Annotated in this window: 12 protein-coding genes; 8 read left to right on the forward strand and 4 right to left on the reverse strand. The window is 41.6% G+C overall.

Going from position 1 to position 15905, the window contains the following annotated elements; genetic code table 11:
• Positions 1-139: 139 nt before the first annotated feature.
• Together ABD010_RS12190 and ABD010_RS12195 are read right to left on the reverse strand one after the other, a co-directional pair.
• Complete coding sequence (locus tag ABD010_RS12190) at positions 140-1201, reverse strand: M24 family metallopeptidase (RefSeq protein ID WP_343813415.1); 1062 nt, start codon at positions 1199-1201, stop codon at positions 140-142.
• A 366-nt stretch (positions 1202-1567) separates the two neighbouring features.
• Positions 1568-3277, reverse strand: coding sequence for a peptide ABC transporter substrate-binding protein (locus tag ABD010_RS12195; RefSeq protein ID WP_343813417.1), 1710 nt, complete (start codon positions 3275-3277; stop codon positions 1568-1570).
• Between the two features lie 303 nt (positions 3278-3580).
• Between ABD010_RS12195 and ABD010_RS12200 the strand changes: the two genes are divergently transcribed.
• The 7 genes from ABD010_RS12200 (at position 3581) to ABD010_RS12230 (ending at position 9748) form a co-directional block, all read left to right on the forward strand.
• Positions 3581-5305 (forward strand): sigma-54 interaction domain-containing protein, encoded by a 1725-nt coding sequence (locus ABD010_RS12200; RefSeq protein ID WP_343813420.1) that lies wholly within the window; start codon positions 3581-3583, stop codon positions 5303-5305.
• A gap of 95 nt (positions 5306-5400) precedes the next feature.
• Positions 5401-5670, forward strand: coding sequence for a (2Fe-2S)-binding protein (locus tag ABD010_RS12205; protein ID WP_343813423.1), 270 nt, complete (start codon positions 5401-5403; stop codon positions 5668-5670).
• Entirely contained in the window at positions 5667-6005 is a 339-nt protein-coding gene (locus tag ABD010_RS12210; RefSeq protein WP_343813426.1) for a (2Fe-2S)-binding protein, read from the forward strand. Before ABD010_RS12205 ends, ABD010_RS12210 begins: the two co-directional genes overlap by 4 nt.
• Positions 5998-7215, forward strand: coding sequence for an NAD(P)/FAD-dependent oxidoreductase (locus ABD010_RS12215; protein WP_343813429.1), 1218 nt, complete (start codon positions 5998-6000; stop codon positions 7213-7215). Before ABD010_RS12210 ends, ABD010_RS12215 begins: the two co-directional genes overlap by 8 nt.
• Positions 7216-7665: 450 nt before the next feature.
• Positions 7666-8667, forward strand: a complete 1002-nt coding sequence (locus ABD010_RS12220; RefSeq protein WP_343813431.1) for a proline racemase family protein — start codon at positions 7666-7668, stop codon at positions 8665-8667.
• A 433-nt stretch (positions 8668-9100) separates the two neighbouring features.
• Positions 9101-9349 (forward strand): AbrB/MazE/SpoVT family DNA-binding domain-containing protein, encoded by a 249-nt coding sequence (locus ABD010_RS12225; RefSeq protein ID WP_343813434.1) that lies wholly within the window; start codon positions 9101-9103, stop codon positions 9347-9349.
• Complete coding sequence (locus ABD010_RS12230) at positions 9350-9748, forward strand: type II toxin-antitoxin system death-on-curing family toxin (protein WP_343813437.1); 399 nt, start codon at positions 9350-9352, stop codon at positions 9746-9748.
• A 346-nt stretch (positions 9749-10094) separates the two neighbouring features.
• Here the strand turns inward: ABD010_RS12230 and ABD010_RS12235 are convergent, their stop codons facing one another.
• On the reverse strand, positions 10095-11441 hold the full coding sequence (locus ABD010_RS12235) for an MATE family efflux transporter (RefSeq protein ID WP_343813440.1): 1347 nt from the start codon (positions 11439-11441) through the stop codon (positions 10095-10097).
• 751 nt (positions 11442-12192) lie between these two features.
• Here ABD010_RS12235 and ABD010_RS12240 point away from each other — a divergent pair.
• Entirely contained in the window at positions 12193-12972 is a 780-nt protein-coding gene (locus ABD010_RS12240) for a Cof-type HAD-IIB family hydrolase (protein ID WP_343813442.1), read from the forward strand.
• Positions 12973-13192: 220 nt separating this feature from the next.
• On the opposite strand, the gene ABD010_RS12245 is transcribed toward ABD010_RS12240, so the two are convergent.
• Positions 13193-15193, reverse strand: coding sequence for an N-acetylmuramoyl-L-alanine amidase (locus tag ABD010_RS12245; RefSeq protein WP_343813448.1), 2001 nt, complete (start codon positions 15191-15193; stop codon positions 13193-13195).
• Positions 15194-15905 lie beyond the last annotated feature (712 nt).

Genomic DNA, 15905 nt, shown 5'->3' on the forward strand with positions numbered 1-15905 from the left:
CAGTTGAATATCGGTTACAATCAGCATAGATTTGCACGATTTTAGTTTGTCTACTTGACAGGGTTATGTGCACCTCGCTCAAACGTGCGAACTCACTCCAAAACGTGCAACCCCGGGAGACCATCGCGCGAGTTCAGAATCACAATATCATTAATTCTGTTGTCGATCGCGAAAGTGCTTCATTGCCATCAGCTGTCACAACATAATCGTTTTCAATTCGCACACCACCAAGTTTCGGAATATAGATACCGGGTTCAATGGTGACAACCATGCCTGGCGCCGTTACCTTGTCAGAGCTTTTTGAGAAGAATGGTTCTTCATGAATGTCCAATCCGATGCCATGTCCGGTGCCGTGCCCGAAGTATTCGCCAAAGCCCTGCGCTGTAATGTAATCCCGTGGCAATGCATCTACACTTGGTGCAGTCATATCCGGTTTCAGTCCTTTAGCACCTTGTGACAAGGCTTCCTGGACAATGGAATAAATCTCCTTCAGCTTTTCATCCGGTTTGCCAACTGCGACCGTTCTTGTGATGTCCGAACGATAACCTTCGTAATATGCTCCGAAATCAAGTGTAACCATGTCTCCTTTTTCAATCACTTTATCGCTGGCAACACCATGAGGTAAGGCGGAGCGAAAGCCGGAAGCGACAATGATGTCAAAAGCAGAAGACGCTGCTCCGAGTTTTCTTATGGTATTTTCTAATTCATGATTAACATCCATTTCTGTGATTCCGGGACGAATATAGTCTGTAATCCTGGAAAAAGTTTCATCTGCAATGTCAGCCGCTTTTTTGATGGCATTGATCTCATCTTCGCTTTTAACCATCCGAAAGTTTTCAATCACACCTGTGGTTGGAACTAACTCCGCATTAATATGTTCAGTGAACTGTTTGAACATGCCATAGGTTACGTGATTTTCCTCAAAGCCGAGTTTTGTGATATCCGAAGAAGCGACCTGTTTATCTATTTCATCGATCGTTCTTCTTTCATGTAGAACAACTTCAAAATCCTTAGCCTGTGTTTTTGCTTGGTCGACATAACGAAAGTCGGTGATCAATTTCGCGTCTGATTTTGAAATGAGTACAATGCCGGCTGTCCCGGTAAAACCAGTCATGTACCGACGATTTTGATCATTAGTAATCAAGATACCGTCGATTCCCAAATCATCAAATTGTTTTCGCAGCTTATTTATCGTTTCCATTTGTTGCGTTCCTCCTTTTAACTACGTCTGATATAAAATAAGCAATTTTCATGCCAAATAGCCCATGTATTCTTACGTGAAATCTCCACAGACTCCAAGAAAGGGGAAGGTGGAGGTTTACGTGTAATGCTACACGTGGTGCTGGGATAAAAGTGTTTTAATAAAACGTGACTCAGCCGCTCCGGAAATATACTTCGCTTTCCGGGGGCGGCTGCTGAGCCTCTCCGTGCTGACGCACTACGAGTCTCACCTAGGCCTAGCTCCCCCAGGAGTCTACGTATATTTCCTCCGCTAAAGCGATGCATTGTACGTCTTTTCTGATATGCGTTTTTGTTTTTATCCCAGCCTTCTCTCTATTAGACTGCTTTAATGTTTCAGAACGCGGGCATATGTCCAGTCCACTGTCGGACCGTAATTCCGTACAATTATGTGTTTAACATACGGTTTTTTGACATAGGCCGCAGCAGCTTGATGGGTTGGTACAATTGCTGCATCTTCCAATAGGATTTTTTCGGCTTTTTGTAACAGTTCCCAGCGTTTTTTTGGTTTATGGCCAAGGTTTTTGGCTTTCTTAATCAGTGCATCAAACTCCGGATTGGAGTATCCTGTCCGGTTGAAGGGAGCGTCTGTTACCCATAAATCAAGAAACGTCATTGGATCGCGATAATCTGGCAGCCATCCCCATTTTGACATATCATATTTTCTGTTTCCTTCAAGCTCCAAATGTGATTTGTAAGGCTGCCTATTGATGGTTACGGTTAGTCCCGGTAAATTTTCTTCCAGTTGATTCGCGTAAAATTCAGCTATGGTAGCATTCGTATCCGTATCACCAATCATCAGACCGATTTCCACTTTTTCTTTTCCGATTTGCTGAAGTCCTTTTTTCCAGGATTTTTGCGCCTCTTCCAGTGACATTTTATTAATGGATGGATTTTTTGAACGAAAGTCTTTCCCATCCGGTCCTTTTGCAAAGTCTTTCGGTACCACATATCTGGCAGGTTCGGCACCGGTTTTCACCAATACATCCACAAGGCCCTCTCGGTTAAGGGAATTATAAATGGCATCACGGATATGTTCATTTGCGAGTGCTTCATGTTTTTGATTCAGCCGGATAAAATGGATTTCCGCTGTTAATTCGCCAGTATGAAGTTCACCGCTGTCTTCAAAGAGTTGAATATAATCGGAACTGAGTTTTAAAAAATCGAGACTGCCGGATTTATATACGTTTGCTGCAGTGTTTTGCTGCTTTAAGACTTTGTAGTTCACTTTTTCCAGTTTGACTTCATCAGCATTCCAATATTTTTCATTGTTAACAAATGTCCAACCTACGCCATGATTCCATTTTTTTAACTTGAAAGGTCCGTTGAAAAGCATGTTTTCCGGTTCCATTGCAAATTTATCGCCCTGTTTTTCCACAAACTCCTGATTTAACGGATAAAAGGGCGGGAAAGTTAATAAATCCAAGAAGTAAGGTGTTGGTTTTTCAAGGGTAATTTTCAATTTGCGCTCATTTACAGCTTCAATCCCTATCTTTTTTTCTTTTCCATACATGTCACTGTTTTTATCCCGAATTTTAGCCGCATTTTTGATATTGGCTGATTTATAGATAAACGCATATTCACCAGCCGTTTTCGGATCGACTTCCCTACGCCAGGCATACACAAAATTTTGTGCCGTTACCGGGTCCCCGTTTGACCATACGATATCATCCTTTAATGTAAAGGTATAAACTGTTCCATCTTTACTGACTTTTGGCAGTGAAGCAGCCATATCGGGAACAACTTCTCCGTTTTCATCAAGTGTGACCAATCCGGAACGAATTTGATATAAGGCGTCAAACGATGGTGCATCTGAAGCGTGATGCGGATCAAGTGAAGTAAAATCTGCTGAAGACGTAAGATTTAAGACCTGGTCCTCAGCCAGTGCAGGCTGGCTGTTATTCGCGGGTTGGGATTCATCATTTTCCTGATTGTTGTTTTTGCTGCTCTCTGAATCGTTTCCACTACATGCGTAAAGGAAAGTAATTAGCAAGAGTGTGATAGTCAATAAAACTATTGTTCTTTTTTTATTTTTCATATTCATCCTCCCAAATAATAGTCAAATGCTTTGATACGCGGCAAACCGATAAATCTAAAACAAAGCTGGCCTCCTTTTTTGGCAGTAAGAATGTATATAACTTTCTTACTGCATAAGTGCTACTAAGGCTGTCATCTCAAGGCTTAGTGACAACCAAGTTTTCTAAATGATTCATTATATACATAGCAAATTTTGTGCCAACTAAAATTGCCGTATAATTCGAAATAATGTTGAAAGTAAATCGTGATTGTGTCAAAATAATTTAAAAGTGTTAAAGAGATTTTACAGATAGAGGGGTGTTTTATGTTTTTTCCGACTTTTTTAGATGTGAAAAAAATGCTTAATGAAAATTTTATATTATATAACGCGGAAGATTTGCTCAGAAGTGAAGTGAAGTCGAAAGTCAAAGCTGAATATTCGAAGCAGATTTTTCTAGCGGATAAAGAGGAAACTATTCAATGCGTCACCTATTCGGAAAAGGAAAACCAATTAAACTATTCACCATGTGCAGAAACCACGATAGATGAGGGGATCAGTCACATCGTTACTATTTTGGCGGACTATAATTGCACGGTTGTAAAGGATAGCAAAGGGCAGTTGTTGGGATATATAACGTCTCAGGAATTTCCCAAAAAATTATACACTTCCTATCAATATCTGTATAAATATATTACCACCATCCTGGAAACGATTGATGAATCTTGTACCGTTATTGATAATGATAAGAACGTTTTAGCTTGGACAAAAGGGGCAGAACAGGTTTTTTCGATTAAACAGGAAGAAATATTAGGCAAACCGATTACCGATTTTTTCAATCCGAAACATTTGGAATTGTTGAATACATTAAAGGATGGTACGTCTGTTTATCATAGTCAACATAAAGCACGCGATAATCAAGTAGTGTTAATTAACTCTAATCCAGTTTATTGTGATGAGGAAATCATTGGGGCAGTGGTATCTGAGACCGACATAACAAGTCAAATTAAGTTGAATAAAGAATTGTATCACGCTTCCGAGCGATTGTTTCATTTGGAAAAAGAGGTTAGTAAGTTAACCTCTACAGATAATCCATTTGTTAAAATTCGAGGGAACAGCAAGCCGCTGCGTAAAACGATTCAAAAATTTAAAAAGGCAGCGTCCACCGATGCCAATATTCTGATCTACGGTGAAAGTGGTGTTGGAAAAGAACTGTTTGCAAAGGCAGTGCATACAATGCGCGAGCACGAAAAGGCCCCGTTTGTGGCAATTAATTGCGGTGCAATTCCGGAACCGTTGTTTGAGAGTGAAATTTTCGGCTATGAGAAAGGTGCATTCTCCGGTGCAGATCAAAAAGGGAAAAAGGGAAAGGTGGAACTCGCCAAAGGAGGCACATTGCTTCTTGATGAAATTGGCGAAATGCCGTTGGATATGCAGGTGAAAATGCTTCGCCTGCTGCAGGAAAACAAATTTTATTCGGTAGGTGGGACAAAGGAAAAAGAAGGGGATTTCAGACTTGTAGCCGCAACCAACCAGGATTTAAAGGCATTAGTGAAAGAGGGGAAGTTCAGGGAGGACCTTTATTACCGATTAAATGTGGTAAGTATTGAGGTGCCGCCGCTGAGAAAACGAACGGAAGACATTATCGAGTTAACCCATTATTTTTTAAATGAAATTTCCATTAAATATCACCGCCCAATTCACGGCATATCGCAGGAAGTCATGCAGGCGCTGCTGCAATATCATTGGCCGGGAAACATCCGGGAATTAAAAAACGTTGTGGAACGGCTCATTGTGTTTTCGGAAAATGGTGATATAAAGTTGGATGACTTGCCATTTGAGCCGAAAACCGGCAATGGAATAAACGGAGGACACAAAATATCATCTGAAAACAATGGACGTTCGTTAAATGAGCGGCTGCAGGAAGTGGAAAAAGAAATATTTGTCAAAGAATTGGACAAGGTGGATGGAAATAAAGCTGCCTGCGCCGAAAATCTGCAGATAACCAGAGCAACACTTTATAACCGGTTAAAAAAATTGGGATTAAAATAAACACCATGAACAAATAGTGCTTTAAACGATTTATTTTTCGTTTTGGCACTATTTTTGCATGTGTTAAAGAGAGATATAGAATAGGAGTGATTCAATTGACGGAAAAAGATGTGGTTATTTGCAGATGTGAAGAAGTGACCTACAAGGAATTAATCGAAACTGCTTCCAAATATAATTGCTCTGCACGCGAGTTAAAGCTTCGAACAAGGGCATCTATGGGATATTGCGGCGGAAGAACATGCCGGAGTTTAGTTGATAAAATTGCAGCCGAAATCGAAAGTGGACAACGTAACCAAATATCGCTAAAGTATCAGCCACCGGTTCGTCCGGTTCATTTCGGCGATTTAGGGAGGGTGGAAGAATGAGTCAGCGTATAGAGGACCACCCGGTGCTTGGAGCAATTAACGAAAAAGAATATGTTGCGTTTACTTTTAATGACAAAGAGTATAAAGGGCTGAAAAATGAATCTCTTGCGGCTGCGCTTCTGGCAAATGGCATTCGCACGCTTCGTTACCATGAGGAAAGTGGCACACCAAGAGGCATCTATTGTAATATCGGTCACTGTTTTGAATGCAGGGTAACGGTAAACGGAAAACCAGGAGTTCGCGCCTGCCTGACACCACTAAAGGAAGGGATGGTTGTGGAAAGCGGCGGAAAACTGCCCACACCTGTGAGAGATTGGAGGGCTGTTCATGAATGATGTGATTATAATCGGGGCTGGTCCGGCGGGCTTATCAGCGGCGATTACGTGTGCCGAAAAAGAACTGAAGCCTCTGGTAATAGATGAATATTTTAAACCGGGTGGAAGACTGCTGGGGCAATTGTATGAAGAACCAGATGGATTTTGGTGGAATGGTATAAGGGAGTCTGAAACCCTATACCAACAAGCTATTAACTTGGATGTTGAGATTAATTTAAATACCTCAGTTAATAATATCGAAAAACAAGGTGATTACTGGGTTGTTTACACTGAAAAAAACACCCTTTACGCAGCTCATCTGTTGTTAGCAACAGGTGCAGCCGAATCCCCAATTCCGGTTCCAGGCTGGACACTTCCAGGCGTGATGTCTGTCGGTGCTGCACAAGTGATGACTAATGTTCATCGGGTGAAACCGGGAAATCGTGGTGTCATTATTGGAGTAAATGTTTTGTCTGCCGCTATTGCAATGGAACTGCAGCTAGCTGGAGTGGAAGTGGCAAGTCTTACATTACCTAAAAAGAATAAAATTACTCAAAGTGAAGCAAAACCCAAGGAGGTAATGGACTCCCTTCTTCATGTTTCCCATATGGCCCCGTCAACTGTTGTTCGTTATGGCAGCAAAATAATGAAAAATGAATGGATGAAAAAGATGGGAATATCATTTTATCCGAAGAAAGGGTTCAAAATGTGGGATATTCCAATTCAGCTTCGAAAAGCCGTCATTGAGATTTGTGGTGATGAAACCGTTAGTGGCGTTAAATTAGCAACAATAGATTCAAATGGTGAAGTGGTTGACGGCAGTGAGGAACATATACCATGTGATTTTGTTTGTATTGCCGGTGGATTGTACCCGTTAGCCGAATTAGCTGCGGTTGCCGGGTGTCCGTTTTATTTAGTGGAGGAGTTAGGCGGCTATGTCCCAATACACAATGAGTATATGGAAACCCCACTTGATCGATTATACGTGGCTGGTAATATTACCGGGGTTGAAGGTGCCAAAGTTGCCATGAAACAGGGGGTCACAGCAGGTCTGTCCATAGCAAAGAAGGGCGGTGTTCCCGGGTTAACGCAAGAACTTAACCATGCCATACAATCAACCGAACAATCGAGAGACAATGCATACATTCAGTTTCATCCTGATGTGCAGAAAGGAAGAAGGATCATTCAGGAACAGTGGGAGGAAACTGTGGGTACATCACAATTACCATAGTATTTAATATATATAGGTGGGGACACAGGGATATTAAACATAGTGTATAGCGTGGGAATGGTGACTGCTTCGTTCGGTATTCCATTCCTGCGTTAATAATGTGACTCGTTATATTCGCTTTAAGAAATTCTCTTCAGATACATGAAGGATGATTCAAGCTGAAACACTCGGAAATACCCATTGTTAAATAAAATAGAAACTGTTTTTTTATCTACTTTTGTCACTTGCCCGTTTAGTTTAAAAACCCTGTGAACTACTTTTTCTCCAATGGAATACATGGTCAACATTCCTTTCTTAACCAAGATAGCATTACTAACATTATATGATAACGTTTTCAAAAAATAAACTGAAATTTTGAAATTATGACTTCTGCTCCCGACTTTTTCATTTTACAACTCAGCACAAAGATTACATAAAGGTAAGGAAATTAAATATGGGGAGGTAAATGATTTGGACTTTAACCGAATGATTTCAACTGTAGATTTACATGTGGCAGGAGAACCTTTAAGGGTTATAACGGGCGGTCTTCCGCCAATCAAAGGCAGGACACAACCGGAGAGAAGAGCCTATTGTATAAAGCATATGGATGGTCTTCGAAAAACATTAATGAATGAACCAAGAGGTCACCATGGAATGTATGGGTGCATCATTACGCCGCCAGCAACAGAACAAGCCGATTTTGGCGTGTTATTCATGCATAATGAAGGCTGGAGTACCATGTGCGGTCACGGTATTATCGCTGTCGTTACGATGGTAATCGAAACCGGTCAGTTTACTGTAGAAGGGAATCAACGAAAATTTATTGTTGACAGTCCTGCTGGTCAAGTAGTTGCTTATGCACGGTGTGAAGGACAGCGAGTAATGGATGTTTCCTTTGAAAATGTAGCTTCTTTTGTTTATGAAAAAGATTTCCCCATTGAAATTGATGGGAAGAAAATTACGGTTGATATTGCATTTGGCGGGGCTTTTTACGCCATTCTTGACAGTGTCAAAGTGGATTTACAGTTGAATAACGAATCATTATCAAAGCTGCAATCGCTCGGTATGAAAATAAAATATGATATTGAAGCAAATTTAAATGTGAAACACCCGCTTCAGGATGATTTAAATGGAATTTACGGGGTTATCTTTTCGGGGGATCCCACTAATAAAGAAGCTGACTTGAAAAATGTGACCATATTTGCCGATCATCAAATTGACCGTTCGCCATGTGGCACCGGGACGAGCGCCAGAGTAGCGACACTGTATGCAAAAGATGAATTGGGAAAAGGAGAACCATTTATTCATGAAAGTATTACGGGTGGCGTGTTTCAAAGTGAAGTGCTGTCTGAATCGAAAGTTGAGTGTTTTGATGCTGTGATACCAAAAGTAGCAGGTATAGCGAGTATTACTGGATTCCATCAGTTTGTAATAGACAAGAGGGACATTATGCCGGAAGGGTTTTTATTGTAGTGAAGATTTGCTGTATTGAAAACCAGGTTATAATTGCTGAAACAGGGACCGGCAACGGAATATGTCTGGAAGTTCATGAAAAATCGCTATTCTTAGTAATGCACGAAAAGGAATTAAAAGTAGGTATAACAGTAACAGGTGGGCCTAGTATTTATCTACCGAATGTCGGGGGAGCACGAGTGGAAGAACGTTGACGCCATCGGATAAGGAGTTGAAGATTATTTAATCCAGGTTGTAATGGCGTCCGTGATGGAGGAAATGAAAAATATAAAGAGGTTGAAGTAATAGTGGACTGTCACTCGTAAGGTGGCGGTCTTTTTATTTGTGGACATTTGGTAATATTAATGTTATAATGTAATTACATAATAATGTATAAATTATATAAAATAGAATACAATGGATAGGAGAATGATATGAAATGGGTGTGGGTGCAATGGCAAAAAAAGAAGTTCGTAAAGTCAACCAGACTGGGAACAGTTTAAGTGTTGGTCTGCCAAAGTCAATTGTTGATGCATTGGAAATTAAACGTGGTGATGAAATGGAATTTGAAGTTGAAGATAATCAAATCATTTTGAGTAAAAAAGAAAACTGGGAAGACCATGTAGATACTGAAATGGTTGAAATGCTTCGTGAAACGTTTGATGAACATTATGAAGTGTTCAGGAATTTGAAGGACAGATAAATGAAGCTAGTTTATTTGAAAACAAAGGATGTAATATTGATTCATTTTATGATCATGAAGAAATTTGGGGAAGGTGAACAGGCTGGAATTAAAGAGCAGGGGCTATTGGAGTCGGCAGTTCATCGACCTCAACAATCAGCATTTGGTGAAGATGCCTATCCAACCATTTTTGAAAAAGCAGCATCTCTATTTGAATCATTAGCGAGAAATCACTGCTTTTATAATGGAAACAAGCGCACCGCATTTGCTGCAGTTGATATATTTTTGAAGAAAAACGGATTCAAATTGAAACGGAATGATGCCGAGAATGAAGACTTTACCGTTGTTGTTGCTGAAGGCAAGGTAACCGCACAGGAAATTGCTGAATGGTTGAGAAATAATACAGACAAATATAAATGATGAAGTCACTTTAAAAGGTGGCTATTTTTTTCAGCTAATGTCATGATCGCTTTTATAACCAGGTGGAATACGTGCGAAGTGGGTGTTCAAACGAGCGAACTTCGGCCGAAACGTGCGAAGTGGGTGCTCAAACGTGCGAACTCAGCCCCGAAACGTGCGAAATGGTCGCTCAAACATGCGAACTCAACGCCGAAACGTGCGAAGTGGTGCTCCAAACGTGCGAACTCAGCCCCGAAACGTGCGAAGTGATGCTCCAAACGTGCGAACCCAGCCCCGAAACGTGCGAAGTCCCCGCCCAAACATGCGAACCCCTCCCAAATCACACACCCCCAAACGCTCCATACCTTCATCCCCGCATGCCCAACTGACTCCGCATCACATTACGGCGGGCAAAAAGCATGAGCGTGATGGCGACTGATCCTTCTGCGGCTGGGAGGGCGAGCCAGATGCCGGTTATTCCGAAAAAATATGGCAGAATGAGGAGCATGGCGATGAGCATGATGAAGCCGCGGAATATGGTGATTCCGAGGGATGGGCGGACGTAGCCGATTGATTGGTAATAGGTCATGTATATAAAATTAATGCCCATAAATAAATAGCCGATAAAGAACAGTCTGATTCCATTTGCGGCGAGTGCGGTGATTTCATCTGTCGCGACTCCAAAAATAGAAATGAGCAAATCAGTTCCGAGATAGCCTATTAGCAGTGCAAGAGCTCCCAGTGCGAGCGCAGTTACCTCGGCGACTTTTACGGTTTCTTTGATGGCATTATATTTTTTCGCTCCATAATAAAAACTGATCATCGGCTGAATTGATGTTCCGATACCGATAAATGCCAGAAACATGAAGGTATGCAAATAGTTAATGACGGAAAAAGCAGCAAGTCCGGCCGTTCCCGCATAATACGTGATTGCAATATTGTAGCCCATTACAAATATACCGGTGCCTGCTTCCGATAAAAAGTTGGGCAGTCCCATTGCTCCGATTTGTTTTAAATCGCGGGCTTTCCATTTGACGCGGACGAACTTCAGGCCTGAATCTTTTTTGAAAAAGTGAATCGTATAGACGAGCAGGCCGGCGAGTGTGGCGACGCAGGTTGCCAGTGCCGCCCCGGTGACTTCCCATTCCAGAATAAAAATCGCCCAGTAATCCAGCACGATGTTGAGCAGAGCCGAAACGATTAAGCCTACCATGGCAAGCTGTGGATCCCCGTCATTACGCACAAATATGCTGATATGGATTTCCCAGGCAAGGATAAGGGAAAATAAGAACAGAATCCGCATATAGTCGATTACATATGGCAATGTTTCCTGATTCGCCCCAAAAATTTTGGCTAGAAATTCCATGTTAAATAGGCCGATAACTCCGCTGAATAAGGTAATAACGGTGACAAGTATGAAAGAAATGGTGAAAATGAGTTTAGCGCGGTCTGTGTTGTTTTCTCCCATCGCAATGGAATATAATGCCCCGCCGCCCATTCCGATTAAAAGGGCAACCGAAATAATGATGGAAAATACCGGGACGGCGATGTTAACCCCGGCAAGCGCAACGGCACCAACCCCATTGCCGACAAAAATTCCATCGACAACAATATTTACCGACATGAGCATCATGCCCAATATGGTCGGAACAAAATATTGGAAAAAACTTTTAATTGTTGATTGTGATTGTAACCGTTCGTTTAGTAAACTCATCGTCATCCTCCATCGCATGATAGTATTTCCATTTTAAGTTGTGGGATGTAAAAAGTCTAAAAAAGGGGAAAAAGAATTTGTAATTGCCTACATTATGCATTATTGTCTAATTACATAATGGCGCATAGACTACGGAATTTAACAAAAAATGGCTACAAAATATGGAGATGGCTCCGTTCGCCCTTCCGAATGGAGTATTTCCTTATGAAATTGGATGGTGTTTTTAATAAAAATAACCCCATAGAGTGTTCACATTTTAAAAACGTGAATTCCATGAGGTTACTTCTTATTTATTTATGATATACGTTTAAAGGTAATTGGTCAATTTTTACAACAGCAAGTGGATTGCCTTATATTAGATAAAGCTCTTCTAATGGGGTGTTAAGAGTTTTAATCAAACGTTCGATTAGATACTTAAAGTTACGCTGATATCAATAAATATAAAGTGATGACAAGATGGGGTTCGAAAATGCGACTATACGGGATGGAGGTTATGTTAATGGAAAAGCGATACAAAAAAATTAAAGACGTAAACACAAACGCAAAAATAATAAATAAACGAAGGAACTGGATGGAAAAACAGTATATTTTGCAACATTAAAAAGAAATAATCACCATCATAATGGTAACGATAGATAACGGATTTTGCCATGGCTAGTTTATAATTCATAGTAATGTGAAGTCAGTTATTAAAAGGCACAGCAATCTGCTATAATGTCCTTGAAAGATTACAATCAGAAAGGAAGCTTCCATGACACAGAGCATTATATTTTTCGATCTCGACAATACATTGCTGAATGCGGAAAAAGAAGTGCCGCAATCGGCGAAGAAGGCAATACAGGCGCTTCAGGATGCTGGTCATATTGTTGCGATTGCGACAGGCAGGACGCCATTCGCGTTTGATCACTTGCTGGAGGAGCTGAACATTGATACATATGTGTCGCTTAATGGTCAGTATGTGGTCTATCAGGGTGACGTGATTTATAAAAACCCGTTGAATACAAAAGCGTTAGAAGGGCTAACGGCGTATGCCCTGGAGCATAATCATCCGATTGTTTATGTTGATCATGAGGATTGGCGTTCCAATAAGGAGAATGACGAATCGGTTACGAATGCGATTGGGACATTGAAAATCCCGCATAAAGTTAGCTATGACCCTGATTATCACATCGGACGTAATATTTATCAGGGGCTGCTTTTTTGCACGGATGGAGAAGAAGCGGTTTATGAGGAGCACTTCAGCCAATTCGATTTCATTCGCTGGCACCCCGCTTCGGTTGATGTGCTGCCACATGGCGGTTCCAAGGCGCGGGGCATTGAAAAGGCCATCGAAAAAATGCGTATTGCTCCAGAGAATGTGTACGCATTTGGTGATGGATTGAATGATATTGAAATGCTGCGCGCGGTTGAGAACAGTGTTGCAATGGGAAATGCTGACGATGTTGTGAAAGAGGCAGCGAAATCTGTCACGAAAAGCGTGGATGAGGATGGCGTTGCGCATGGTTTGAAGTTGGTCGGTTTGCTGAAATAAAAGGTGAAAAAGCGGGCTGGAATCGTATGGGTTTCAGCCCGCTTTCGTATTCCGACAAAATTATTGCCCGGGAAATATTTTGTCAGATGGTGCCTGGTTATGGAAAAAAGCTGAGTATAAGGTTTTAAAAGAGACAAACAGAAAACCGTTTTTGGTGGACTGGTACCAAAAACGGCTAAGTGGATTTGCTGTGTTATTTATGTTTTTTTATAAAGTGACCTTAATCTTCGGCATCATCGTTATCGTCGTCTTCCTCCTCATCATTGTCATCATCCTCATCAGATTGGTGGATGACGTTGACATCGCTTTTCTTAACAAAAGCCATACGGTGATTGAAGGCAATCTGATAGTATTCGGTTTCACCCTCAACAACCTGATTCGTTTCTGGTTGATTGTATCGTTTTGCATAATAATAATCGGCATTGAACGGGCCTGAGGCAACGTATACTTGCCCGGCTGGAATCCTGTACTGTAATGGGTTGATGTTTCCTCTTGCCCATTGAGGTATCCCAGTACCTTCGTAAGCAGACTCTTCAGGAAGTGCCATTCCATAGACAGGAATGGATTCCATGCCATTTTTCGGAGTAATAAGCAACCCATTTCCGGGAACGGCTTTTTTACCGTTCGGGTTATGGAACCAAGCCTTCTGCCCCGCGTAGTAGATTGCAGTCCAGTCATTTACCCTGTCCGCACGGTAATAGCTTTGTCCAAATACTGCTTTGTCTCCCCAATCATAGATCAATGTCGTACCAGGTTCACCGCCGGGATGGAGAGCAGGATCGCCAATTAAAGGTGCATCAAAACTTGGAGCAGTGCGCAAGTAAACAAAGTTGGTTGACTGTTGCTCTAATTGCTCTCCTTTATAGGTTAAAATCGGTTCATTTTTGTGGAATTTCGGCGCAATTGTTACAATATTATTATCGCTGTCTCCATCCTCCTCAACTTCTTCATCACGTGCATGTACTGGTTCCCCAAGCAGTTTGAAATAGTGCTCCCAGTTCCAATATGGTCCCGGATCCCAGTGCATGCTGGACTGATCTTCTGCGCTTGTTCCCGGAACTTCGTCATGACCAAGAATATGCTGCCTGTCGAGAGGGATATCATATCTTTCTGCAAGGTATCTTACAAGTCTGGCGGAGGCGTGATACATTTGCTCACTGTACCATTCTGCACCTTCAACCGCGACACCTGCATGTTCCAGGCCGATAGAATGATAGTTGACATACCAATTTCCTGCGTGCCATGCCACATCATCAGGCCTTACCATCTCTGTGATTTGCCCATCCGTTGACCTGAGGACATAGTGGGCACTCACATATGATTGGGATAAAAATGTATTAATTCCCTCCATATAAGTCCCTTCGATATCGTGAATAATGATATAGTTAATATCAAGTCCGTCTTGGGGACGGTTGGCAAGGTCGTAATTCCCGTAATTATACGAACTGCTGGAAAATTGCTCATAAAGGGCTGGGATGAACCTGCAGGCTAAACCGTTCGGGCAATCGGCGTTTGTGTTCTTGGGGTTGCGAAGCTTTAGTTTGTGAATCGTGCCTTTGTTCGGCTTTACCTTTTTATCCTTTAATACGACATGTTGTCCGTTTAAGGTCGATCGTTCTACACCTTCTTGAATTGCCTCGTACACACGGTCGGCAAAGGACTTTGCTACGGCTTCGTATTCTGAATTACTATATTTGACTACTGCCCCATACCAATCTGACGGATCCTTTGGGGTCTCACCAGTAGTCTGGCGGGCATACTTTGCTAGTAGCGCTGCGCCTCCCCGAATGTTTTGCACGGGGTTTTGTTTAAGGGCATTCTCATTGACTCCCAACAATTTTGCAGCTTCATCAAGCGTGTGCATGTTTGGATTGTCTTCCACAAAGCGGCTTTTTTTATCGATGCCGTCGCCCTTTGCACTGACCTCTGGTATACGGTTGACCTGAGTCAGATGCATCACACCATAACCACCGGATGTACTTGGCTTGCCCCGATGATGGTTCCATCGCGTCATGTTGTATGAGACAGACATGAGTATACTTTGCGGGACGTCAAACTCTTTGGATGCCTTTTTGAAAGCTTCCTGAAGTGTGCCAGTATCTGACTTGTTTAGTGAGAGTGCATCTTCCTTTGCAAAGACACCTGATGGTATTGCCAGCAAGCTCATCATCATGAAAAAAATTAATAAAGTTGATACAATAATTCGCTGATTGATGACCATGAATGAACCCTCCTTGAGTGATTTGTTGCAAGTTGATAAAACACCACTTCCAATTCAAATATTCAATTGTTCTTACACCACTCCCTTCCGCAAAATTCTATTAATTCTGTCATTCAAATCAAGACTTCTACAAATTTTCTTAATCTCCTTCGAGAACAAACACAAATAAGGCTTATGGATTAATGAATAAGCCGATCTTTAATAAAATAATAGGGAAATAGGGCTGTGTTTAGGAACAACAAAATGCTTCTACTTAATAAAACTTTTCAGCAGTATAGTGGACAGTTTAAACGTGCGAAGTAGCCGGACAAACGTGTGAACTCTGCCGGAAACGTGCAAACTAGGCTTGAATTCGTGCGAAGTGCCCTCCCAAACGTGCAAAGTCATCCCCAAAACGTGCGAACTCACTTCAAAACATGCGAAACTCGGTCTGAAACGTGTGAACCCCACCCCAAAACATGCAACATTCTGCCCAAAAAATTAGTAGCTCCAAATACCGCAACACCACACTTATACAATCTATAAAATTTATACTGTACATACAATTTATGCTATGAAAAATAACAAAACTGTTTTTATTGTGTGCAATCTATGGTATAGTAAAGCAGGTATCAACAAATTTCCCGCCTTTCTATTTTCAGAATCTATTATTAAAAGTTTCATAATGGCGTGTGGCGGTATTGGCCACTCGCGTCAAAAATAAAAAGGAGTG

The organism is Virgibacillus siamensis (genome assembly GCF_039522605.1).
Classification (GTDB): domain Bacteria; phylum Bacillota; class Bacilli; order Bacillales; family Amphibacillaceae; genus Lentibacillus; species Lentibacillus siamensis.

Coding starts and splice junctions, on each gene's coding strand:
- ABD010_RS12190 (WP_343813415.1), bottom strand. CDS start 1,201: ATGGAAACGATAAATAAGCTGCGAAAACAATTTGATGATTTGGGAATC.
- ABD010_RS12195 (WP_343813417.1), bottom strand. CDS start 3,277: ATGAAAAATAAAAAAAGAACAATAGTTTTATTGACTATCACACTCTTG.
- ABD010_RS12200 (WP_343813420.1), top strand. CDS start 3,581: ATGTTTTTTCCGACTTTTTTAGATGTGAAAAAAATGCTTAATGAAAAT.
- ABD010_RS12210 (WP_343813426.1), top strand. CDS start 5,667: ATGAGTCAGCGTATAGAGGACCACCCGGTGCTTGGAGCAATTAACGAA.
- ABD010_RS12215 (WP_343813429.1), top strand. CDS start 5,998: ATGAATGATGTGATTATAATCGGGGCTGGTCCGGCGGGCTTATCAGCG.
- ABD010_RS12225 (WP_343813434.1), top strand. CDS start 9,101: ATGGCAAAAAAAGAAGTTCGTAAAGTCAACCAGACTGGGAACAGTTTA.
- ABD010_RS12230 (WP_343813437.1), top strand. CDS start 9,350: ATGAAGCTAGTTTATTTGAAAACAAAGGATGTAATATTGATTCATTTT.
- ABD010_RS12235 (WP_343813440.1), bottom strand. CDS start 11,441: ATGAGTTTACTAAACGAACGGTTACAATCACAATCAACAATTAAAAGT.
- ABD010_RS12240 (WP_343813442.1), top strand. CDS start 12,193: ATGACACAGAGCATTATATTTTTCGATCTCGACAATACATTGCTGAAT.
- ABD010_RS12245 (WP_343813448.1), bottom strand. CDS start 15,193: ATGGTCATCAATCAGCGAATTATTGTATCAACTTTATTAATTTTTTTC.